This is a genomic window from Streptomyces sp. NBC_00086, from assembly GCF_026343255.1.
GTDB lineage: Bacteria > Actinomycetota > Actinomycetes > Streptomycetales > Streptomycetaceae > Streptomyces.
In genome coordinates, this window is record NZ_JAPELZ010000001.1 from 7,634,153 (window position 1) to 7,657,054 (window position 22,902).

At 73.3% G+C, this 22,902-nt stretch carries 16 protein-coding genes and 2 pseudogenes; 7 read left to right on the forward strand and 11 right to left on the reverse strand.

The genetic code is table 11. The features are described from left to right. The first annotated feature begins 157 nt into the window (after positions 1-157). Positions 158-496 (forward strand): hypothetical protein, encoded by a 339-nt coding sequence (locus OG276_RS34565; RefSeq protein ID WP_266911531.1) that lies wholly within the window; start codon positions 158-160, stop codon positions 494-496. Positions 497-591: 95 nt separating this feature from the next. Continuing rightward, positions 592-1,353, forward strand: coding sequence for a peptidoglycan-binding protein (locus tag OG276_RS34570; RefSeq protein WP_266911533.1), 762 nt, complete (start codon positions 592-594; stop codon positions 1,351-1,353). A 158-nt stretch (positions 1,354-1,511) separates the two neighbouring features. Here OG276_RS34570 and OG276_RS34575 read toward each other — a convergent pair whose 3' ends face one another. Further along, positions 1,512-2,255, reverse strand: a complete 744-nt coding sequence (locus OG276_RS34575) for an SDR family oxidoreductase (protein ID WP_266911535.1) — start codon at positions 2,253-2,255, stop codon at positions 1,512-1,514. A 219-nt stretch (positions 2,256-2,474) separates the two neighbouring features. Here OG276_RS34575 and OG276_RS34580 point away from each other — a divergent pair, with 219 nt between their 5' ends. The 4 genes and pseudogenes from OG276_RS34580 to OG276_RS34595 all read left to right on the forward strand — a co-directional run bounded on the left by OG276_RS34580 (position 2,475) and on the right by OG276_RS34595 (position 5,661). Continuing rightward, positions 2,475-3,089 carry a transcriptional regulator gene (locus OG276_RS34580; RefSeq protein ID WP_266911537.1) on the forward strand — a complete coding sequence of 205 codons (615 nt, stop codon included), beginning with the start codon at positions 2,475-2,477 and terminating at the stop codon, positions 3,087-3,089. 11 nt (positions 3,090-3,100) lie between these two features. Then, entirely contained in the window at positions 3,101-4,333 is a 1,233-nt protein-coding gene (locus tag OG276_RS34585) for an MFS transporter (RefSeq protein WP_266913364.1), read from the forward strand. Positions 4,334-4,343: 10 nt separating this feature from the next. Further along, positions 4,344-4,556: pseudogene (locus OG276_RS34590) on the forward strand (fibronectin type III-like domain-contianing protein); the annotation flags it as partial. Positions 4,557-4,590: 34 nt separating this feature from the next. Then, on the forward strand, positions 4,591-5,661 hold the full coding sequence (locus OG276_RS34595) for a LacI family DNA-binding transcriptional regulator (protein WP_266911539.1): 1,071 nt from the start codon (positions 4,591-4,593) through the stop codon (positions 5,659-5,661). Between the two features lie 140 nt (positions 5,662-5,801). Here OG276_RS34595 and OG276_RS34600 read toward each other — a convergent pair whose 3' ends face one another. Together OG276_RS34600 and OG276_RS34605 are read right to left on the reverse strand one after the other, a co-directional pair. Further along, the gene (locus tag OG276_RS34600; protein ID WP_266911541.1) at positions 5,802-6,317 is read right to left on the reverse strand and encodes a putative immunity protein; all 516 of its coding nucleotides are present in this window, start codon (positions 6,315-6,317) and stop codon (positions 5,802-5,804) included. A 131-nt stretch (positions 6,318-6,448) separates the two neighbouring features. Continuing rightward, positions 6,449-7,768 carry an ROK family transcriptional regulator gene (locus OG276_RS34605; RefSeq protein ID WP_266911543.1) on the reverse strand — a complete coding sequence of 440 codons (1,320 nt, stop codon included), beginning with the start codon at positions 7,766-7,768 and terminating at the stop codon, positions 6,449-6,451. Between the two features lie 297 nt (positions 7,769-8,065). On the opposite strand from OG276_RS34605, the gene OG276_RS34610 reads away from it, so the two are divergent. Then, complete coding sequence (locus OG276_RS34610) at positions 8,066-8,983, forward strand: NADP-dependent oxidoreductase (RefSeq protein ID WP_266913366.1); 918 nt, start codon at positions 8,066-8,068, stop codon at positions 8,981-8,983. Between the two features lie 102 nt (positions 8,984-9,085). Here OG276_RS34610 and OG276_RS34615 read toward each other — a convergent pair. The 8 genes and pseudogenes from OG276_RS34615 to OG276_RS34650 all read right to left on the reverse strand — a co-directional run bounded on the left by OG276_RS34615 (position 9,086) and on the right by OG276_RS34650 (position 22,742). Then, positions 9,086-10,806: pseudogene (locus tag OG276_RS34615) on the reverse strand (discoidin domain-containing protein). Between the two features lie 53 nt (positions 10,807-10,859). Next, positions 10,860-11,933, reverse strand: coding sequence for a DUF1996 domain-containing protein (locus OG276_RS34620; protein WP_266911545.1), 1,074 nt, complete (start codon positions 11,931-11,933; stop codon positions 10,860-10,862). Between the two features lie 123 nt (positions 11,934-12,056). Then, entirely contained in the window at positions 12,057-14,246 is a 2,190-nt protein-coding gene (locus OG276_RS34625; protein WP_266911547.1) for a discoidin domain-containing protein, read from the reverse strand. Between the two features lie 325 nt (positions 14,247-14,571). Beyond that, positions 14,572-17,529 carry a poly(A) polymerase gene (locus OG276_RS34630; protein ID WP_266911549.1) on the reverse strand — a complete coding sequence of 986 codons (2,958 nt, stop codon included), beginning with the start codon at positions 17,527-17,529 and terminating at the stop codon, positions 14,572-14,574. Next, the gene (locus tag OG276_RS34635; protein ID WP_266911551.1) at positions 17,529-19,457 is read right to left on the reverse strand and encodes an RNA ligase family protein; all 1,929 of its coding nucleotides are present in this window, start codon (positions 19,455-19,457) and stop codon (positions 17,529-17,531) included. The genes OG276_RS34630 and OG276_RS34635 overlap by 1 nt, the downstream gene beginning before the upstream one ends. 91 nt (positions 19,458-19,548) lie before the next feature. Further along, positions 19,549-20,214: an NAD(P)-dependent oxidoreductase gene (locus OG276_RS34640; protein ID WP_266911553.1), complete on the reverse strand. Its 666-nt coding sequence runs from the start codon at positions 20,212-20,214 to the stop codon at positions 19,549-19,551. Between the two features lie 194 nt (positions 20,215-20,408). Next, positions 20,409-20,891 (reverse strand): hypothetical protein, encoded by a 483-nt coding sequence (locus OG276_RS34645; RefSeq protein WP_266911555.1) that lies wholly within the window; start codon positions 20,889-20,891, stop codon positions 20,409-20,411. 105 nt (positions 20,892-20,996) lie between these two features. Further along, a complete protein-coding gene (locus tag OG276_RS34650; RefSeq protein ID WP_266911557.1) occupies positions 20,997-22,742 on the reverse strand; it encodes a VanW family protein in 1,746 nt (581 codons plus the stop codon). Positions 22,743-22,902 lie beyond the last annotated feature (160 nt).

Consider the following 22,902-nt stretch of genomic DNA (forward strand, 5'->3'; position numbering starts at 1 on the left):
CAGACGGGGCGGATGGGGTGGATCGGACATCCGGCTTGACCTGGGGCATCTCCTGGAGAAAGAGTGCGCCGGTCGAACACAGTCATCCGGACCGACCTGCCCGCGACGTCCGGACGGCCGGCACCACCGCACGAGCCGCACCTCGGAGACACCGCACATGCCCATACCCGCCCGCTCCGCCCGATCCGCCCGGCGGCGCCCGGACGGCTCGTACCTCCGGCTGACCGGTACGGACCCACGGTGCGGCAGCTTCGCCGTACCGGCAGTGCCGACCGTGGAGCCGGAGGGCGTGAAGGCGGACACGGGCCCGGTCGGGGGCGCTCCCGAAGGCCCCGGCCCCGGCCTTGAGCCCGGCCCCGGCCAAGGCGTGGGCGGTCCGCGCCGCGCGCCCTCCCCGACCCGCGCGGGCATGACCGCGCCCCCGGCGATCGGCGGTGCCCGTGTTCCGGCCGCCGGCGTCGGACCGGTCCTGGCCGCCCGGCGGCGCAGGGCCTGACCGGCCGGGTACGGGGGCCGACACCGCACCGCCGCGCCGGTCCCCGTACCCACCGGGAGACAACCGTGTTCCCTGACCTCGATGAGAGTGGGCTCGTGCCCGACGACGACCGCTTGCTCGTACGCCCCTACGTGGCCCCCTCGGGCCCGCTGCCCGGTTCCTCCGGGCCCGCCTGGCCCGAGGAGTCCGGGCGGATGACCGTACCGACGCGCTTCGGGCCGCCCGCCGAGGCGCCCGGGTCTCCTCGCGTACCCGTGTGGGAATCCGTTCCCTCACGGCAGGCCGTACCCTCGGCGGCCCCCGCCGGCGAACGGCGCGGCAGCCGCCTGCCGTTGCTCGGACTCGCCCTGCTCGCACTCGGGGCGGCGGGGGCCCTCGCGTTCCTCCTGCGCGGCCCCGACCGGGAGCCGCCGCGCGCCGTGGTCCCGCCGGGCCTGTCGGTGCCGGTCCTCCCCGCGCGCAGCCCGGGGGCGGGCGAGGAGTCCGCCCCGGCCGTGGAGTCCGTACGCCCGCCCGAGCCCGCAGCCCCGTCGGCGACGGCTCCGACCGGCGCCGTCCAGCCCCCTGCCGGCCCTTCGGCGGATCCGAGCCGGGACCCGAAGCCGACGGGCCCGGCGCGCAGGCGCCCGACGCCGGACGGGGACGGGACCCTGCGCCCGGGTGACCGCGGTGCCGAGGTGCTCGCCCTGCAGGAACGGCTCCACGCGCAGGGGTTCACGTACGTCTCCCTCACCGGGGTGTACGACGAGCAGACCCGGCGCGGAGTCCACCAGCTCCAGCAGAACAGGAGCATCAAGGGCGACCCGCCGGGCATCTACGGACCGGCCACCCGCGCGGCCTTCGACATCGAGGACTGACGGCCACCACATGGTCATGGCTCGTGACCGGATGCCCCCGGGCGCGGTGAGAGTGGCGACCGACGCACGTTCCGTCATCGGCGTGGCGCGCGAGGTGCCGGGCGCCACCGACTGGCTGCCCAGCACCTCCGCTCGAGTTCCTCGCCGCCGGAGCGGGTTCAGCGCCCGCCGGCGACGCGCATGACCGTACCGGTCGTGTACGCGGCGTCCGCGGACAGCAGCCAGGAGATCGCCGCGGCCACCTCCGCCGGCTGCCCGGCCCGGCCGAGCGGGATCTCGGCCGCCGCGAGCGCCGGGCGGTCGGGGTCACCCATGGCGGCGTGCATGTCGGTGTCGATGATGCCCGGGGCCACGGCGTTGACCCGGATGCCGTCCGGGCCCAACTCCTTGGCGAGGCCCAGGGTCAGGGTGTCGGTGGCGGCCTTCGTCGCGGCGTAGTGCACGTAGCGGCCGGGACTGCCGAGGGTGGCGGCCGCGGAGGAGACGTTGACGATCGCCCCGCCGCCCGACTCGGCCATGTCGCGGGCGGCCCGGCGGCAACAGAGCAGGTATCCGAGGAGATTCACGTCGAGCACGCGCCGCAGGTCCTCGACCCGGATGTCGGCGAGGCGGCCCGGGGTGCCGGTCACTCCGGCGTTGTTGACCAGTCCGGTCACCGCCCCGAGCTCGGCTCCGGCGATGTCGAAGAGCCGCTCCACGCCGCACTCCTCGGAGGTGTCACCGCGCACGGTCACACACCGGCCTCCGGCCTCCCGCACAAGCTCGGCGGTGGCCTCGGCCGCCGCCTCGTCGCGGAGGTAGCCGAGGACGAGATCGTGCCCATCCGCGGCGAGCCGGACGCACGTGGCGGCGCCGATACCGCGACTGCCTCCGGTGACGATGGTGACCGGACGACGTGACATATGAGCCTCCTGCGTGATGCATTACCCCGTGTCGTGCCCACACCTGGGATCGCCGCAGGCTAACACCGCGACCTGTCGGACCAGCGAAAACGAACTCCGGAGCCTGCTGTCGGGGCTCGTGCCGGATGCCCCGTTGCCCTGTCAACAAGGCCTCGGTGAATGGCTGTTGGCTTCACAACATCTCTTTTGAAACAACTCTTGTAGGTCTACGCTCAGCCCATGGTCGCTTCCCCTGCCGCATCCGACGAGTCATCGGGACAGGACATCGAGCTCGACACGGCTGCCCTGCGCGTACTCGCCCACCCGTTGCGTCTGAACGTCCTCACCCTCCTGCGCGAGCGCGGTCCCTCCACCGCCACCCGGATTGCCGACGAACTCGGCATCAACCCCGGCGCGGCCAGCTACCACCTGCGGCGCCTAGGGGCGGGCGGGCTCATCGTGGAGGAGCCAGGGCGCGGCACCGGACGCGAGCGGTGGTGGAAGTCCGCCCATCGCCAGTCGATCCACGATCCCGCGTCCGCGCCCGCCGAACAGCGCGAGGCCGGGCGTGCGTACGCGCAGGCGGTCGCCCTCGCCGCGGCGGATCGCTTGCGCAGGGCCGCGCACGAGGTACCGCTGCTGCCTAGGGAATGGCTCGACGTCGCCACGTACAGCGACTTCCTCCTGTACCTGACCCCGGGCGACGTGGACCGGATGCGGGCCGAGATCTTCCAGGTGATCTCGCGATATCGCCATGGAGCGGACGAGGCGCCCGAAGGGTCCTCTCCGGTGGCGCTCCAAGTGCAGGCGTTTCCGGTACCGGGTACGGCCCAGCCGTCGGCGTCCGGCGCGTGAACGCGCACGGCATGGCGGCGTCCGTGTCCGCGCGGCCCGCCCACCGGGACGCCAACGTCCTGCGCTGGCTCGGCGCGTACACCGCTTCGGTCGCGGGCGACGTCGTGTACTTCCTCGCGCTGTCCTGGGCCGCCGTACGCGTCGGGGGGCCGTCGCAGGTGGGCCTGGTGGTCGCTGCCGGGGCGCTTCCCCGTGCGGTGCTCATGCTCGGCGGTGGTGTGGTGGCCGACCGGTTCGGGCCGCGCCGGGTTGCCGTCATCAGTGACGCGGTCCGCTGTGCGGTGATCATCGCGGCTGCCGCGGCACTTGCGTCGGCATCGCCGAACCTGTGGTTGCTGGTCGCTGTCGCGTTGGTCTTCGGCGTGGTCGACGCGGTGTTCATGCCGGCGGTGGGCGCGCTCCCGCCGCTCATCACGGCACCCGCACAGCTCGCCAGGGTCCAGGGGATGCGCGGGCTGTCGATCCGGCTGAGCAACACGGTCGGGCCCCTTCTGGCAGCAGCCGTTCTGGTGATCGGCGGTGCGGCCGGTGGGTTCACGGCCGCAGGCATCCTCTTCGCCCTCTCGCTCGCGACCCTGCTCACCGTGCGGACCGCTCCTTCGGCGCAGGCATCTCAACGCGCCTCCGCCTGGCGCGAGCTGGGTGACGGACTGCGCTACGTCCGCCGCCACCGGATGCTCGTCCCGCTGGTCGCGCTGATCGGGCTGGGCGAGATGTGCTTCAGCGGACCGGTGGCCACCGGCTTGGTACTCCTGGCCGACGAGCGCGGCTGGGGCGCCTCGGGCATGGGCTGGATCGCGAGCGCGTTCAGCATCGGAGGCGCGGCCTCGGCCTTGCTGCTCACCGTCTCGACCCGGATACCGTGCGCCGGGCGGGCGATGTGCGCGGCGCTGCTCGTCACTGCCGCGGGAGCGGCCGCCTTGGGGCAGGTGTCCTCGCTGTCCGTCGCCGTCGCGCTCGGTTCCCTGATCGGGCTGACCAGCGGGTTCACGGCCACCGTCACCGGCGCGCTGCTCCAGACGGCGACGGAGCCCCGCTACCTCGGACGGGTCACTTCCGTGACGACCCTGTGCACGCTGGGCCTTGCCCCCGTGCTCTTCCCCGCGGTCGGCGTCACGGTGGAGCTGTGGGGAGCGGGCGTGCTCTTCCTCGGATGCGGCGCGATCTGCCTGCTCGCAGCAGCACTGGGCCTCGCCGTCCCCGTGACCCGACGAGCCGAACTCCTCGTGCCCAAGTCCGAGTAGCCCGAGGCCGTCGACCGTTGATCCGGTGCGCCGGCTCGCGGACGGGGCGGCGGCGGAGGCGGACCCGGGGGAGCGGGTGACGGCGTACGTACGGATCCCCGCGCGGGCCCTCCGGCACTGGTCCCCGCAGGCCGGGGGCTGGACGGCGGAGCCGGGGCGGTTCACCGTCCCGGCCGGTCGCAGCGCGGGCGACCTGCCGCTCCGGGGGGCGATCGAGGTCTGAGTGAGGTGTGAGCGCGGGCGGCTACAGTGCCGCCATGGACGCAGCGAGCACGGCCACCGGTACGGCCACGGGCACAGGCACGGCCACGGGCACCGGCACCGGCACGCCCCCGACCCTGGAGGACGTGGCCCGCGCCGCCGGGGTGTCCCGGGCCACGGTGTCCCGCGTGGTGAACGGGGTCCGCAATGTGGACCCCGCCATCCAGCAGGCGGTCCAGCAGGCCGTCACCGCGACCGGGTACGTGCCCAACCGCGCGGCCCGATCCCTGGTGACCCGGCGCTCGGGTGCGGTGGCGCTGGTGGTCTCGGGCGCGGGAGCGGACACCGGCCGGGTGTTCCAGGACCCCTTCTTCGGGCGGGTGGTCAGCGGGGTCGTACGGGCCCTGCGCCCGCGCGGTGTGCATCCCGTGCTGCTGTTCGCCGACGGCGAGGCGGACCGCGCGCAGGTGCTCGCGTACCTCACTCAGGGCGGCGGCGACGGGGCCCTGCTCGTCACCACCGACGGCCGCGACCCGCTGCCCGGCCTGCTCGCGCGCGCCGGGCTGCCCACGGTGCTCTTCGCCCGCCCGGCGCCCGGGATCCCGTTGGACTGGGTCGACCTGCGCCACCGCGAAGGCGGGGCGCTGGCCGCGCGGCACCTCCTCGCCCGGGGCTGCCGGCGGCTCGTCGCGATCGGCGGACCGGCGGACGTCCCGGCGAGCCGGGACCGGTTGGCGGGCTTCCGGGAGGCGCTGGCCGGAACGGCGGTACGGGTGGCCGAGGCGGACTTCACGCTGGACGGCGGCGAGCAGGCGATGCGGGCCCTCCTGGCCGAACGCCCGCACCTGGACGGGGTGTTCGCGGCGAACGACCTGATGGCCCAAGGGGCCTGCCTGGTGCTGCGCGAACACGGCCGGCGGATCCCGGAGGACGTGGCGGTGGTCGGCTTCGACGACTCCGGCGCGGCGGTGGCATCCAGGCCCCGCCTGACGACGGTCCGCCAGCCCGTGGAGGAAATGGCGGCGGAGATGGTCCGCCTCCTCCTCGACCGCGTGTCCGGCACGGCGGCGACCGATCCGGTGGAAGTGCTCTTCGACCCGGAACTGGTGGTCCGCGACTCGGCGTGATCGCCGACCGCCGACTCCCGACGTGCTGAGCGGGTTCCTCGGTGTGCTCGGTCGCGGCCGGCGGGCTGGGATCCGGCGCCCTTGGGCGTCCACGGTAAGGGGCTTCCCGGGTGGTGCGGGTGGTGCCCGGGCGGGCGGGCTCAGCAGTCGAAGGCCGACCAGCAGATGTCGTTGCGCAACCTCTGGTCGTCGAGCACGAGTTCGCGGATCGCCTCCGGGAGCTGGTCGCGCTGCCACCGGCACTCCTGGCGCCCGGCGGCCTCGCCCTCGGCTGGCGGTGCGGCAGCGCGTGCCGCCTTGATCGCATAGGCGGCCGCCCCGAGTTCGTGCGCGGCGACGTGGGCGACGGCCCCGGCCTGGCCGGCGGCGTAGGCGGCGTGCCGTGCCGCACCGCGCAGGTCCCTGGCCGCGCCCATCGCATGGCCGCCCGCCGCGCGTGACTGCGTCATCGTGACCTCGCCGCGCACCCACGCGCGGGCGTGCTCGATCGCCTGACGCGGTCGCGGATCCTCGGGCCGGGCAGCCTCGAACAGGCCGAGGACGTGCTCCGCGCAGGATGCCGCCCACAGGGCGAGGAGGTGGTGGTCCGGATCGGTGAGGGTCCCGCCCCGGCGGATCGTCACGAAGCGGGGGTCCCGGATCTTCGGGAGGATCATGGTGGGCGCTCCTTGGCCTGGCCGGCCGCCAGAGTACGCCGGGCAGGTCCGCGAGCGCCCGGCTTCGCCCGCCATCCGATGCCGCCCACCCTGCCCCGCACGGCACCCCACCGCACAGCCCCGCCCCGCCCCTAGCCCCGCCCCGCCGTCGGCGCTGAGCCCCCGCGGGTCTGCAAGGACGTCTGCCAGCCCGGGGCTTCCGCCGCGGGCTCCGGCGGGGTGCGGCGGCCGCCCGCGGCGAAGAAGGCCGCCAGGGGGAGGGTGGCCGCGCCCACGGTGACCGCGTCGGGGCCCAGTGAGCCCATGTCGATGGTGACCCGGGCCGCCGGATGGCGCAGCGAGTAGCGCTTCGCGTGTTCCCGTACCGCCGGGAGGATGTGCGGGCCCAGCAGCAGGCCGGCCCAGCCGCCGATGAGGATCCGCTCCGGCTGGAAGAGGTTGATGACGTCCGACAGGCCCGCGCCCAGGTACTCCGCGGTCTCGTCGAGCACGTCGAGTGCGATCGCGTCCCCGCCGCCGGCCGCCGCCAGCAGCGCTGCCAGGGCGTCCTCCTCGTCCCCGGCGACGGCCTCCCCGCCGCCGCCCCGCTCCGCCCACCGGGCCAGGAGCGATTCCGCTCCGGTGTAGGCCTCCAGGCAGCCCAGCGCCCCGCAGCGGCAGCGACGCCCGCGGACCTGCACCGTCAGGTGGCCCCACTCCAGGGGTGCGCCCCCGGTGGTGGCACCGTCCGGGGAGCCGTCGGTGATCAGGCTCGCTCCGACGCCGGAGCCGAAGAGGACGACCACCGCGTCCCGGGCCCCGCGCCCCGCGCCGAACCACATCTCCGCCTGGCCGAGCGTGCGCGCCCCGTTGTCGATGATGTACGGGACCTCGGGCGGCACGGCTCCCGTCGCGCGCAGCAGCGCCTCCAGCGGGACCGCGTCCCAGCCGATGGTCTGCCCGTGGACCACGGTTCCGCCCGGCGCGTCGCGGTCGACGATGCCGGGTACGCCGATGCCGACGCCCAGGAGCCGGTTCGTCCCGACCCCGGCCCGCTCCAGGACGGTGGCGATCCCGCTCCGTATGTGGTCGACGATCGGGCCGACGTCGTAGCAGCCGCGCGGCTGCAACGGGAGCTCGGCACGGGCCAGTTCGGTGAGGGTGAGGTCGAACAGCTCGACCCTGACCCGGGTTTCGCCCACGTCGATGCCGATCATGTGCGCGCTGCCGGGCGATACGCGCAGCAGCGTACGGGGTCGGCCGCCGTCGGAGTCGACGATGCCGGCCTCCTCCAGCAGTCCGTCCACGACGAGTTCACCGACCACGTTGCTGACGGATCCGGAGCTCAGCCCGGTCGCGGGGCCCAGTTCCTGCCGGCTCATGGGTCCGCCGAAGTACAACTGCTGCAGCACGGCGCTGCGGTTGCCCCTTCTCAGGTCCCGCACCGTACGTCCACTGCGCCCCGTCGTCATGTGGCTCCTTCCGCCCTGACACCGATCGCAACATACCGTCGCACAACCCTTTCCCGAGATTTAATTCACATTCTAAATTAAGATCTGGAAAGAGCGGAGTCGCCGAGCATCCGATTGGCGCCGCCCGAGCGTGCCACGCGCCTCACCGCCCGCCTGGCCGCCCGCGCCCGCTCCGCCGCGCCGCGCCCGCCCCTCCTCCCGGGGCGGGCGCGGCTCTTCGTGGTGGGATGGGGCCCGGGGGGCACGCGACCGGCTCACGGAGAGGCGAGAGGTATGTCCGAGGACCAAGAGGGCACCATGCGGGCGATGACGTACGACACGTACGGCGGAGTGGAGGTGCTCTCCGAGACCCGCATCCAGGTGCCCAAGGTCGGCCCCGGCGAGGTCCTCGTCCGGGTCCGCTGCGCCTCCGTCAATCCCGTCGACTGGAAGATCATGTCGGGCGGGCTCGACGGCCTGATGGACGTCGTGTACCCCGTCGTCCCCGGCTGGGACGTGGCCGGGACGGTCGAGTACGTGGGCATCGACACCCCCGAGTTCACCGCCGGCGACGAGGTCGTCGCCTACGCCCGCAAGGACTACGTGCACGGCGGCACCTTCGCCGAGTTCGTGACCGTGCCCGTACGGGCCCTCGCGCCCAAGCCCGCCTCCCTGACCTGGCAGCAGGCCGCGGGACTGCCGCTGGCCGGCCTCACCGCGTACCAGCTGCTGACGCGCCTGGACACCGGCAAGGAGGACACCGTCCTCGTGCACGGAGCAGCGGGCGGCGTCGGCTCCCTGGGCGTGCAGATCGCCCGCGCGCTCGGGGCCCGCGTCATCGGCACCGCCTCCGCCCGCAACCACGACCGGCTGCGCGAGCTGGGCTGCGAGCCGGTCGAGTACGGCGACGGCCTCGCGGACCGGGTCCGCGCCCTGGCGCCCGACGGGGTCACCGTCGTCGCCGACTTCGTCGGGGGAGTCCTCGACACCACCCTGGCGGTCCTGGCCGAGGGTGGCCGGCACGCCTCCATCGCCGACCACACCGTGCTCGGCTCCGGCGGCCAGTGGATGTGGGTACGGCCCGTCGGCGCCGACCTCGCCGAGCTGGGCCGGCTGGCCGACGCCGGACAGCTCACCGTCACGGTCGCCGAGACCTTCCCGCTCGCGGAACTGCCGGCCGCCTTCGCGCTCAGCCGGGAAGGACACACCGCCGGGAAGATCGTCCTGGAGGTCTGAGCCCCGCGGGGAGCCTGCGAAGAACGCAGAACCGCGCGCCACCCGGTTCAGGTTCGGGCGGCGCGCGGAGCGTGCGGGGCGTGCGGGGCGTCGGGCCAGGGATCAGGCGTAGACGCCGAAGTGGAACAGGGCGTAGCCGTAGCCGGTGCCCCGCCCCGTCAGTTCGAGCCGTACGTACCGGCCCGACGCGGAGATGTCGAAGTCGTCGATGCCGCCGTCACCGTTCGAAGTGGCGTAAGCCGTCCTCCAGTTCCGGCCGTCGTCCGACACCTTGATGGTGTACGCCTTGCCGTAAGCGGTCTCCCACACCAGCTGGGCGTGCTTGAGCTGCTTCACCGACCCCAGATCGACCTGGAGCCACTGGGCATCAGACCAAGTCGTGGCCCAGCGGGTGGTGTTGTTGCCGTCCGTGGCCAACTGCGGACCGCAGGGGCAACCGCCGTAGCCGTCGTTCTGGAAGGTCGAGGCGGTCGTGGGCCGTTTCAGCGCCACGTTCGTGCCCGGCACCGGCGGCGGGACCACCTTCACCGAGCGCTGCTCGACGCCCACGTTGCCGCGGCCGTCCTTGGCCTTGACGTAGAGCTTCCACGCGCCCGTCTTCGCGGGGGCCGTGACCTTGAGCGTCCCGTTGCCCAGGTGGGTCGACGGAACCGAGATCAGTCCGCCGCCCCCGTCCACGTACTTGCTGCCCCAGAGCACCTCGTACGCGAGCCGGTCGCCCTCGGCGTCGGTCGCCGGGGCCTGGATGGTGATCTCCTTGCCGGCCGGAACGGCGCCCGGGTCGGGGACGGAGGGGACGGACACGGTCGGCGGGAGGTTGTCGCCCGCCGTGCTGCCCGCGTAGGCGCGCTTGACCGCGTAGTACATCTTGCGGCGCTCCCCGGCCGGGGTCAGGTTGAACCAGTGCCCGCCGAAGTCGTATTCGGTGCCGTAGTGGAACACGGTGGCGCCCAGGGCCACGCCCCCGTGCCCGGTGACACAGTTCCAGGCGTGGGTGTAGCCGTCGGCCTTGGCCTGGTCGCGGGGCTCCAGCGGGACGCCGTTGGAGTCGTGGGGAACCTCCCACTCACCCGCCGGACCGGTCTCCGTGATGATGTAGGGCTTGGTGTAACCACCCTGCTGCCACGCCTCTTGACCCCGCAGGCCTCCTTGTAGGCGTTGACCGCATAGAGGTCCAGGTCCGGGGAGTTGCGCTTGTAGTACGTCCAGGCACCCACCCAGGCGTCGGTGGAGGTGACCGGGTGGTTGGCGTCGATGCGGTGGATGGCCTTCGCCACGTCGTTCACGTAGGTCGTGTACGCGTTGCGCTGGTTCTCCAGCTCGGTGCCGGAGTAGCAGTTCTGCAGGCCGAGCACCGACTCGTTGCCGACGTTCCACATCAGGACGGCCGGGTTGTCGCGGTAGGTCTGCACCCACTTGGTGAACTCGGCCAGCATGTTGTTCTTGTACGTCGTGTCCGTGACGTAGTTCGTGCAGCCGCCGCTGCCCGGACCGCCGCCGGGCTGGAGCCAGAAGCCGGCCACGACCTTGATGTTGTTCGCGTTGGCGGCGTCGAACAGCTGGGCGCTGCTGCCGTCGGTGCCCCAGGTGCGGATGGTGTTGGCGCCCAGCGACTTCACGTCGGGGAGCAGGCGCGCGGCATCGGCGGGGGAAGGGCCCCAGGTGACGCCCTTGACGAGGTACGGAGAACCGTTCACGGTCAGCCGCCAGTTGCCCTGGGAGCCGGTCACCTTGACCACGCCGGCGGCGGCCTGGGCCGGGCCGGCGGGGACGAGGGTGGCAGCGCCCGCGAGCAGGGCGGCGGTGGCCACCGTGCTGCGCATGCGGGTGAGCATGCAGGAACCTCCTTGGGAGAGGGTGGGGGGAAGCGCAGTGCCTACGGGAGGCGGCCGTCGGGGCCGAGCACGGTGCCGGCCTCCGGGTGGTACTGGTCGAAGCCGCGGTTGTTGCACTGCAGGCCGCCCTTGATGCACTGGTCGACCATGGCCTTCAGCGTGCGCTCGTCCCACGCGTTGAAGAAGTCGTAGTGGAAGGAGTGGCCGGACCCGCTGGCCAGCCTGACCTGCGACATGTCCCCGCTGACCGGGAAGGCCATCTTGAACTCGACCATCGGGACCGCGACCGGGTGGGAGGCCGGGCAGACGTTGTCGTTGTTGCCGGGCTTGGTGACCGGGTAGGCCATGTGGGCCTTGTGGTCCGGTGTGTCGAGGTTCTTGCCGTCCCAGCAACTGGGCGACTGCATGCGGATGTTGAGCTGGGTGCCGGCCGGGCAGTTGGCCGGGAACTCGGTGTTCTTGAAGCTGTTGCCGCACTCCCAGCCCTCGACCCAGCCCTTGTGCCCGCGGAACTCCGCCGCGGTCTGGGTCGGGCTGCCGACGAGGAACCGCAGACCCTTGGGGAAGGGGCGCACGCTCGTGTAGTCGGTGACCCCGGTCTTGTAGTAGATGACCTGGGGGCCGGTGGGCAGGACCTTCTGGCTGCCGTTGAAGAGCGTCGGCATCCAGTAGCCGGACAGGTCGCCGACCGCGGTGCAGGCCGTGCCTCCTGCGCTGAGCGAGGCGGTGGTGCTGTTGGCGTTCGTGCCGGTGTTGCCCATGAAGGTGTGGTCGTGGGAGGCGCCGGGCCGGCCCGCGTAGACGATCGGGTCGTCCGGTGCGGTCTTGGTGACCGAGCAGTTGGCCTGGAACTCGTGGAAGTACCGGTCCGGCGGGTTGTTCCAGGACGGGGTCACACCGGTGACCTGCGGAACGGCCGGGATGTAGCCGTCACCGTCGGGGTCGTCGCCGCCGGCGAGCGGGGCCGCGGCGGCATGGTTCATGTTCGTGTGGGCGGTGCCGGCGTCGGGTGTCGCCTGCGCGGTGAGCGCCGTGGCGCCGAGACCGGCGGCAGCGGTCACGGCGATGGCCGCCGAGACCAGGAATGCGGACAGGGTCCGCGGTCGGAGATTCATCGTCCAGCTCCTTCTGAGGGACGGAGGGCGAGGGAGGCCCGAGATGGGAGAGCGCTCTCTCGGATGGCCCGGAAAACGCGGGGCGGCCGGCAGCCGCCCCGCGAACCGGGGGTCAGGGGTGGATCAGGGGAAAGAGACCACGGTGGAGGGAACGGTCGAGGTGCCCGAGGTCGGCGCGCCCGTGTTGTTGATGACGTGCTCGTACTGGCCGTTGCCGCCGAGCGAGACCACGAGGATGTCGTGGAACTTCACGCCCGGCTTCACCGGGACCTGGAAACCGTGGTCCTGGCGGATCGTCGGGTCGACGTTGTAGTAGCAGTAGCTGCCCAGGCCCCAGCCCTCGTGGGTGTTGACCGAGTCGGCGACCTTGTAGGCGGCGAATCCCTTGACCGAACCGTTCTGGATCGCGGCCTGGTTGGGGGCGTCGTACGCCTTCTCGTTCTGGAAGAAGATCGTGCGGCCGCGCTCGCCGTTCCACTGCACGTCGTACTTGTTGAAGTGCTCGACGAACAGGCCGGTGGCCAGTACGTCGTCACCGTTGACGCGGAACCCGTAGTCGGAGCGGTTGGTCTCCCAGCCCACTCCGTCGCCGTGGTCGGCGCGCCAGATCCAGGTGTGGTCGACGATCGTGTCGTGGTTGTTGATCACCATGCCGACCGTGGCCTTGCCGGCGCCGGCGCCGCCGACGCGGATGAAGACGTCCTGGACCGTGGTCGGGTTCGCCGCGTGGTCCGTGGTGGTGCCGGCCGGGCCGACCTCCAGCAGGCTGGGGGAGTTGACCTGGCCCGCGTCGACCAGGAAGCCGGCGAGCTTCACGCCGTCGACGTCGGCGACCTTCATCGCCGTCACCCCGTTGTCCGGGATGATGGTGGCGAGGCCGAGGCCCAGGACGACCGTGTCCGCGCGGTTGACCTGGATGGTCTGGTCGACGTGGTAGACGCCCGGGGTGAAGAGCAGGTGCAGGCCCTGGGACAGCGCCTGGTTCATCGTCGCGGCGCTCGTGCCGGGCTTGACCACGTAGAACTGGCTCAGCGGGATGGAGGAGCCCTGCGGCGCCCCGGTGCCCCAGGAAGTGCCGCGCGCGTTGACGCGCTTGGCCGGGACGAACACCTTGTACTCGGAGCCGGCCAGGTACAGGAACGGCTTCTCGCGGGAGACCGGGGTGGTGTCGAGGGTGGTGTAGCGCGGCTCCGGGAAGCTCTGCGCGGGAGCGCCCTGGGTGCCGGAGAAGACCTGGTTCCAGACGCCGTTGGACCAGCTGCCGATGGAGCTGTCGCGGGTGTACCACTGCTGCTGGGAGTAGTTGCCGACCTGGCCGTCGATCTTCGAGTCGGCGATGTAGCCGCCCGAGGCCCAGCCGTAGCCGTTCGGGGCGAGGTTGAGGCCGCCCTTGATGTGCATCCGGCGGAACGGCGCGGCCTGCGAGACGGCCCAGCGGTTGGTGCCGCTGACCGGGTTGATGGCGAGGTTCTCGGCCGAACGCCAGAAGTTCTGGGTGGCGTTGCCGCCGAACCAGCCCGCGTCCACGGTCACGTCGCCGTTGATGGTGGTGTCGTCCGGGTTCAGCCCGAGGCCCGAGATCGAGGTGTAGAAGCCGATCTGGGCGTTGAGGCCGTTGTAGGTACCCGGCTTGAAGAGGAACTGGTAGCGCCCGGAGCCGAACTGCGCCGACTCCTGCTGGGCGAAGACCTCGTCCAGCTTGGCCTGGATGTTCGGCGTGGACGGGTCGAAGACGATCACGTTCGGGCCGAGGTCACCGCCGCCGGGGAGGGTTGGGCCGGTGCCACCGGTGGTTCCGTAGACCTGGAACTCCCAGAGCGAGTAGCCGTATCCGGTGGTGCGCTGGGTGCCGTACACGCGGACGTAGCGGGCGTTGCCGGTGATGTCGTGGGTCTGGACGCCGCCGGTGGAGTTGGCCGTGGAGTAGGCCGTGGACCAGTTCGTGCCGTCCGGGGACAGCTCGACGCGGTACGCCTTCGCTGCGGCGGTCTCCCAGCGCAGGACGACCTGGCTCAGCTGCGCACTGGCGCCGAGGTCGACCTGTATCCACTGCGGGTCGGAGAACTGGCTCGACCAGCGGGTGCCGTTGTTGCCGTCGACGGCGGCGGAGGCGGGGGTGCCGGCGCCCTCGGTGGAGGACGCGGTGGCGGGCTTGCCCTGGGAGAGGAGCGTCGGCGCGGCGGTCGCCGCGGTGCCCGGCAGGAGCACGAGGAGCGCCGCGACCAGGGCGGCCGCCAGGGAGGCGACGCTCAGCCGGGACGGCCGCGAGGGGCGACGCGATGGGTGGGGAGGGTGGGAGGAGAGGAGGGGCATGCGGGGCTACTCCTGACGTTGTGGATCCGGGGGGATCGAAGCGTGAGTGAACTGCCCGGCGCCGGGGCCGTCAAGGGTTTGCACGTTCATGAACTGAAGATCCAACGGTGTGTCAAACCCGCATCAGGCCTGTGAACTTGAGGTTTCTTCAATCCTTGTGAAAAGTGTTGACGAAAAAACTTCACAGGACTCTACTGAGGCTCTGACCGCTCCGTCTCGCCGTGCCCGCTACGGGGAGGCGGAGCTCAGGCCGAGAGTCTTCGCTGCGTTCGGAGAGTGGGGCCCGATGGCCGGCCCGGTGTTGCCGCGCGTTCGTTACTTGTCGTCAGGAGAGGTCGGGGACGCTGCCACAGTCGGCCCAGGCCACCTCGGTGCCGGGGAGCGTCGCCGACCAGGGTGCGGTGATCGCCGCGAGGGTGCTCGGGTCCGGCGGCGTGTGGCCGAGGCCGATCGCGTAGCGGGCCAGGGTCGGTGTCCGCTCGAAGGGCCTGGGCCAGGCGTGTACGTCCACGAGGCCCGTCTCCGCCAGGGCGCCGAGCAGGGCGCGCAGTCGGCCGCGCGTGCGGCCCAGGTCGTCCTCGAAGTCGCCGGGCCGGGAACCCGTCACGGTGACCACGGCCCAGGCGGCGTGCCGTCGGTGCGCGGGCGCAGGGGCGAGGGGAAGCTCCGCCGTGGGGCTCTCCTCCAGCGCCTCCCACGCGGCGAACAGCTCCCGCGTCAGCAAGTCGGCGGTTCCCGGGCCGACTTGGGTGGTGCAGCTGCGCACCGGGGCGGAGGGGGTCAGCACGGTGACGGCCTCCTCGCCGCCCGCGCCGGCAGTCGGCCCGTTGGCCGGGGCCAGGCCCACCGGGGTGCGCCAGTCCCAGGCGGCCCAGGTGGCGAAGAAGGTGCGCAGCAGGGGACCGGGGGACAGGCCCGGGGCGGAGCGGACCGTGTGGGCGGCCAGCACGGACCAGGCGAGTCCCGGCAGGCCGCCGAAGGGCGCCGAGTCCAGACCCCGGGACCGGGCCCAGGCCTTGACCTCCCGCGCCAGGCGGGCGAACGCCGCGTGCTCCGGGCCCACGAAGGCCCGTACCGCATCGGCGTCGCTCACCGCACTCAGCGCCACCGCCGCGGCCTCGCCGAGCCGCGACCTCAGGGCGACCGCCCGGCCCGGCGGCACCGGACCGGTGGCCACCACCACCAGGTCCACGTCCAGCCCGGCCGCGCGCAGCCGCAGCCCCGGCACCCGGGCGCCCGTCACCTCGCGGAGCCGCTCCGCCTCGGGGAGGGCCGAGGCCACCCGAGCCCGTACCTCCGCCAGGGCGACGGTGCCGGGCAGGGCCACGACGAGGTCCAGATCCGCGTCCGGCAGCGCACACCCCATCCGGCGCGAGCCGGCCACGTGCACGACCCCCTCGGGGAGGGCCGCCGAGATCCGCGCCGCGAGGGCCTCGGCGTTGGCCTCGGCCCAGGCCCCGGCCTTGATGGAGCCGGAGCCGGAGCCGGAGCCGGAGCCGGAGCCGGAGCCGGAGCCTGCGCCGGAGCCCCCGCCCCCCGCCGATTCCCCGCCGCCCGGGCGGCCCGTCCGGGCGCGTGGGGGTTCGGGTGCCCAGGTGACCTTGCCGGTGCCGAGTTCCACCGTTGCCCGGACCTGCATCGGGCCGTCGCCGCGGCGGGACAGGACGGCGAGCGAGGCAACGCGGGCCGACCGGGCACCGCCGAGGCGTGCCGCGAACTCCCGCTCCGCACGCCGGGGATCGGGGCTGTGTCCGAGCGTCAGGTGGGGAGTGAACCCCTCGGCGCGGCCCCGGCAGCCCGGGAAGCGCGCCGCCAGGGTCCGCCGGAGCTCCTGCCACGGGGCGTCGCCGGCCGCCGCCGGGTCCAGCCACAGGGTCGGGCCGAAGCCGTACACGCCCTCCAGCCGGGCCGTGAACGCGGCCGATCGCGCGGCCACTTCGGCCAGCAGGGGCAGTGCCTCCTCGAAGGAGGACTCCGGTACGAAGCCGAAGAGCAGGTTCACGTGCGCCGGCCAGCGCTCCGCCTGCGGGTCGTGTGCGCGACGGACCGCCTCCACCGCCTCGTCCTGCGGCGCCAGCCACGCCACCGCCGTCCGCGCGGTGGCACGGACGTCGAGCACCGCGTGCCCGTACCCTTCGCCGACCTCGTCTCCGTCGGCCGACGGCTCGAAGTCCAGGGTGGCCTCGACACCGTAGTGGTCCGAGACGAACAGCCCGTCCGCTGCCGGGGAGTCGCCGCGCAGGGCGGCATGAGTCACGCGAACCGCGGCCGAGTGCAGCAGGATCCGGTCCAAGCGGCCGGCCCGACCCGACAACGACCCCACCGCGGCCAGCGGGTTGGCGACCGGATCGAAGGTGGGGGTCCCGTCCCCGACCCCGTGCACCTCGGTCCACACGTCCCGCAGACCCAGCGCCGCCGCCGGACCCTCGGCCCCCGACCGGCCGTCGTTGAAGTCGCCGAGCAGGGCCACGTCGGCCGCCTCGATTCCCGACAACCCTTCGGAAATCCTGACCAGTTCGGCCGCCCGGCGGTCCTCGCCCCGCTCGGTGTGATCGCTCGTCAGATGTGTGGCCGCGACCACCAACGGCCCGCCCGCCGTGTCCACGGTCACGGCGACGACCGCCTTGTGCGGACCCAGTACGTGAACTCCCGCCTCCCGCACCGGAAGGCGGCTCAGTACCAGCAGTCCGCTCTCCGCCACGTCCCGGCCGCGCGGGTCCGCCGCGACCGTGTACCCGGCGCGGACCCACGGCTCGGCGAGCAGCATGCCGAGCAGCTCGGGCTCCACCTCCTGGAGCGCGATCACATCGGCGTCGGCCACCGCGAGGTCGGCGAGCAGCAGCGGCCTGCGCCGTGCGGTGGCGATGCGCGGGGCGTCGTAGCGGTCCCAGAGCGTGTTCCAGGTCAACAGGCGTACGCGCGAAGGCTTCGGTGCGCGGGTGTCCCCCTCGGGGGCTGCCCGCCACGCGCCGTCGCCGGACGCGTCCCAGGCGTACCGGGTGCGTGCGGTGAAGAACGGCGCCCGCAGCAGCCTGGGGTCGCGGACCCGCCCGGCCGCGGTGCGGTCGATGATGTCGACGCCCGTCGCCCGGTCCCACACCAGCTCGCCGTCGGCTTCCACGAACAGCACCCGGTGCCAGGGGATGTCGCCCCCGGGCACGAAGGCGGGCAGCGGGATCCGCTTCGGCGCCGCACCGCGCTGCAGCAGTCCCAGAGTGAACCGGGCGGGATCGAAGCGGGGATCCCAGCGGACCTGGTGGTAGAGCTCCTCGCTGGTACGCATCAGCCCTCCTCTCGGGTCGCCGTACGAGACGTCGTGAGGGCCGCCGTACGGGTCGGCGTACGGGCCGCCGTACGGGCCGGCGCACCGATCGTGCCCGCCGTGTCCTCGACGGCTCCGCCCGGCCCGATGTACCACGTGCGGTGCGCCTCACCGGGATACGGCGGAGCGAACCGCCGCAGCTGCGAGGCCAGCACCTGTTCCGGTACGGGGTGCGCGCGCGTGGAGTTGCGGCGCATCAGCTCCGCCTCCTCGACCAGCAGCACGGCGTGGGTGACGAGCGCGTCGCGCCGCCGGGCGACCGTGCCGGCCAGACCGCGCTGCTGGGCCGTGAGGGAGGTCGCGTCCCACACCACCGTGCCGCCCCGTCGCGCGGCCGAGGCGAGTGCGGAGTCCAGCCGGTCCAGGCCCTCGCGGAGCACGTCCGCGTTGTCCCGCTGGTCCGCCCGGGCGCCCCTGGCGCCGCGCAGGTCGTCGAGACTGATGTAGGCCTCCACCCCCGGGAGGTTCCGGGCGTAGGTGCTCTTGCCGCTGCCCGAGGGTCCGCAGAGCTGTACGAGCCGGGGGAAGGAGGCGCCGTCGCGCCACCGCCAGGTCGCCGCGACCGCCTCCTCGGCGCCGGTCAGCTTGCCCTGGCCGTAGGCGAGGCGGGCTTCGGCCCAGCAGCGGTCGGCGGCGTCGGCGTCGCCGTCACCACCGCCCGCGCCTATGCCGGCCGCGGCGAGGGCCTCGTGGAGCCCGGCCCGCAGGGGCTCCAGCGGCGCGGGCCCGAGCAGCCCCGCCTCCTCGGCGTGCAGCGCGGACCACTCCACGCACTCCGCGGGCCCGTCGCCCCGCTCGCCGCCTTCGCCGGATCCAGGCGGCCCGACACGACCCCCGGACCCGGAGACCGCCCCCGCCAGCGCGTGCAGCACCCCCAGATCGGCCGCCTCCGCCATCCGTACGAGCCCCGCCCGCCGTTCCGCGTCCGGGTAGGGGAAGGGCTTGCGCAGCGCCGGGCAGAGCCCGACCAGGTCCGCGACCCGCCGTGCGGTGGCCATGGCGAGCGGCCCCGCCGCCAGCCGGGATGCGAGCGCGGCGCGCGGTACGCCGTGCAGGGCCGCCGCCAGGATCCCGGCCAGCCGCTCCTCGCCGGACCTGCGCACGCCCAACCCGTCGATGCGGTCCGCGACTTCGGCGACCAGCTGCTCGACTCGGGCCGCCTCGACCGCGGTCTCGGCCCCCAGCGCCGTGTCCGCCCCCACCGCGCGCAGCAGCCCGGCCGCGTCCGGATCCGCGCCCGACCGGGCGTCCCAGAGGGCGGCCGCCGGACCGAGCCCGTTCGCCACCACCTGGGCGTACATCCAGTGCGTGTCCGTCTGCACGTGCCCGCCCCGCACCCATTTGGCCACGCGGTGCCCGAACTCGGCGCGTTCGAAGCCCTCCGTCGTGCGGACGACGTACCCCTCCTGCCGCGTCGTGTCGAGCCGCAGGCGGCGCAGCGCGCGCTCGTCGAAGACACCGCGCCACAGGACGCGCGGTCCCGGGACCCCGAGACCGCGCAGGAAGAGCACCGTCCGGTCCCAGTCCAGGCAATGGTCGCCGTCCCACACCGAGAACCCGTAGAACCACGCGTCGAGTTCCTCGTACGCGAGCGAGTGCCGGGCGTAGACGTTCTCCCCGCACACCCGCCAGCCGGCGGGGATCCCCGGGCCGATACGACTCTGCAGGCCCTTCACCCAGGCCCGCGAGGGATGGTGGCCCGAGTCGAGCGAGCGCGCGTGCAGGCCGTCGGCGTAGAGGGTGGTGTTCTCGCCGTCGAGCTTCTCGGTGACCACGACCTCGCGCCCGGCGAACCCGGCCAGCAGGCCGGGTCCCGTGGTCCGCACGTCGTCGGACGTCGCACCGGGGGACCAGGGCAGGTGCGGAGTCCGGGGGTAGTGCGTGCGCATGATCCGCTCCCTGCGGCCGAGGCTGGTGCACGGTCACTCTAGGGAGGCGGAACCGGCCCGGACCAGCGAATATCTCAGGACCCGACGGTGATCAGTACCCGACGGTGAAGCGCTTGCCCGGGTGCGCGTCGCGCTCGATCTCGTCCAGCAGGGCGACCGCGAAGTCCTCCGTGGAGATCAGGCTGTTTCCGTGGTCGTCCACGACCAGGTCGTCGAGCCCCAGCCGGTACGCGCCCGTCCGGGTGCCCGGCTCGATCGTGGCGGCGGGGCTGAGGCTGGTCCAGTGGACCTCCTCCACCGGAACGGTCCGCAGGAAGTCGAGGGCGTCCCCGTGGGCGTGCATGACGGCGACGATCGGCGCCGGAATCCCGGCCTGGTCCCAGACCTTCGGTCCGCCGGGGGTGCGCAGGGAGCCGGCCCCGCCGACGGTGACCACGCGCGGCCGGGGCCCGTCCGCACCGAGGGCCTGCACACCGCCGATCAGCGCCTTCGCCGCGCCGACCAGCGTGCCGGGGTCCCCGGAGCCCGGACCGTAGGCGCTGACCACCACGTCCTGCCCTGCCGCGGCCTGGGTCACGGACGCGGGGTCGAGGACGTTGCCGCGGACGACGGTGACGTCCGCGGAGCTGGCGTCGGACTCGGCGAAGTGTGCGGGATCGCGCACGACGGCCGTGACCTCGTGCCCGCGCCCGAGGGCTTCGTGCAGCACGCGGGATCCGACGGTGCCGGTCGCGCCGAAGAGAGCGATCTTCGCCATGGCCACTCCTGGAGGTGGGGGCTGGAGGGCCCCGGTCGGGGTCCGCCGGGCCCATCCAAGCGAATCCCGCCTCCCGGACCCGGCAGCGCCACGCGGTCTGTGACACGTGGGCAGTGACAGGCGGTCAGTGACACGAGGTCCGCGACAGGCGGTCAGCGAAACGCGCTCAGTGGAACGCACTCAGTGAAACGCGCTCAGTGGCACAGCGCCACGATCGCCGGATCCACCGTCCCCCGGGCCGCCGCGCACAGCGGCGCCATGTCGTACGACCGGATCGGCGCGGGCTTGGAGCGACGGGCCTTCGCGGCGGGAGCCGCGGGCTTCTTCGGCGCGGCCCGCCGGGGCCGCTCCGGCCGGTGTCGCGGCGCGGCGGGCTTCACCCGGCTGCGCGCCCGGGCGGCCGGCGCCGCGGGCGCGGCGGGCCGTGGAGCAACAGCGGCCCCGGGCAAGGCAATCGGGGGCTCCTCGGGCACCGGATCCGTATCCTGCACGACCTGCGGCAGCGACCCCAGCGGCCAGGCCTCGGTCGCCGGTCCCGGCAGGCCCGTCCGCAGCCCGGTCGGTGCGGGCCGCGCTCCGGTCACGGGAACGGTCCCCGGACCGGTGGCCGGGGCCACGGTCACACATCCGGTCACACACCCGGCCGCCACGGCCAGCGCGACGATGATCAGGGGCACCCTCGGTCCCCGGCGCGACTCCATCCGCCCACCCTGCCCGACGAACGCCCGCTCACCCGCACGCACTCACCCGCACGGGTGGTCCGGACTCCCCGACAGGAGGACTCAGCCGCAGGTCACGCTGTCCCTCGGGGTGTAACGGGTCTTCATCGTCTCCCGCTTGACCTCTTGCCCGCCCTTCACGAACACCCGGTCGACGGCGACGTCGAAGCCCTCCAGCGGGGACTGCGGTTCGCACTTCGGGCCGTTGTCCGTGCGGGTGGCGGGCGGCTTGACGTTCGTCCGCGGACCCTTGGCCGCGCGGATCTCGTCGTACCGCTTCGTGCCCAGGAAGGTGATGGTGATCGAGGTGTCGGTCGCCTCGGCCCGGATGTACAGGGCCTTGCCCGAGTCGTTGGCGAAGCGCAGGTCCAGGCTGCCCCACGCCACGGTGGCCTCGCGGCCCTCCGGATAGCGCTCGATGTAGAAGGAGTGCGCTCCGTACTCGACGGGCTTGACCCCGGAGAAGAACATCGCGTTGAAGACCGTGGTGGCCACCGCCGAAACGCCGCCGCCCGCGGCCTTCTCGTACTGGCCGTTGTTGATGATCAGGCCGTCGACGAAACCGTTCTCCTTCGTGCGCTCGCCGACCCGGCGGTTGAAGCTCCAGGTCTCGTCGGGCAGCACGAGCGAACCGTTGATGAGCTCCGCGGCCCGACCGATGTTCGTCGTGCGGTACGGGGCCTTCTCGAAGCCGACGGTGAAGGAGGACACCTCCTCCTTGATGCCCAGCTGTCCGACCGTGTTCGCGGTCAGCTTCGGCTGGACCTCCTCCGTGGCGACCTCGCCCGTACGCTCCGCCGCGCCCGTCCGCGTCAGCAGCGTCAGCACGGCGGCGGACAGGCCCTCTACGGCGACCCGGCGTCCGGCCCGGCCCTCCTCGGCGACGGAGACCGCGCCGGCGGAGTCCGTACGAAGCTTCGCCTCCACGGGTCCGGGCGTGGCCCGGCGCAGCGGACCGGCCAGCTGCGGGTCGGCGAGCAGCGCCTTGGAGTCGAGGCGGGGCGCGAGGCGGCCCTGCCCGTCGTCCTTGAGGGTGAGGTGCTTGGCGAGGACGGCCGGGCCGACGGGTATGCGCTTGCCCTCCACGGTCAGGGTGACGGGCGCGGACACCGCGGGTTCGGCGAACTCCTTCAGGGCCCGCTGCGTCTCCTGCTGCCCGACGCGGGGCTCCGTGGTCCGTACGGGCAGCACGACGGGCTGCCCGTCCGCCGGCCGGGTGTAGGACGAGCGGAGCACGCCGAGGGAGCCGTCGACGTCGAGGTCGGTACCGGTGACCGGGGCCACCGCCTTGGCCTTGCCCTTCTCGAAGGAGACCGAGCCCTCCCGGGCCTCCTGCCGGGTCTTCGCGCCGAGTTCGTCCAAGGCGGCGCGGGCCGCCCTCTCGTCGAGCCGGACCGCGGGCTCAACGTCGGGATCACCGGAGGAGAACAGCCGGCCGATCACGCTGACGGGGTCGGCGCCGGACCGGGCGGCCCGGTCGACGGTGGCGCCGGTGTCCAGGGACAGACCGAGGCTTGCCGGCTGCGCCTGCTCGGTCCGCTCTCCTATCCGCAGTGCCAGCGGGGCCGCGGCGGACGGGCCGAGCTCACGGTTCAGGGTCTGCCGGGCCTCGGCGCGGCTCATCCCGCCTATGTCGATGCCGCGCACCTTCGTACCGGAGGCCACGTCGTCGCCCGCCAGCAGCAGACCCGCGGCGTACAGCCCACCGAAGCCGAGGACCGCGACGCCGCCGGCCACGCCGGCCACGCCCGGGACGGTCCACCGTTTGCCGGTGGCCGCCGGGGTGCCCGTACGGGGTGCGCGTCGCATGTCTGGGTCTCTCCTCGCTCCGGTGACGTGGTCGGACCGGCGGTTTTCATGCCGCCAGTCCGCCCGGGGAACGTAGCAAGATCCGTGTAACCAGGTAATAAGGAGGTATAGGGGTGGCAAAGGGGAATGTGTCGATCTCCGTAACCCGGGGGCCGTCCGC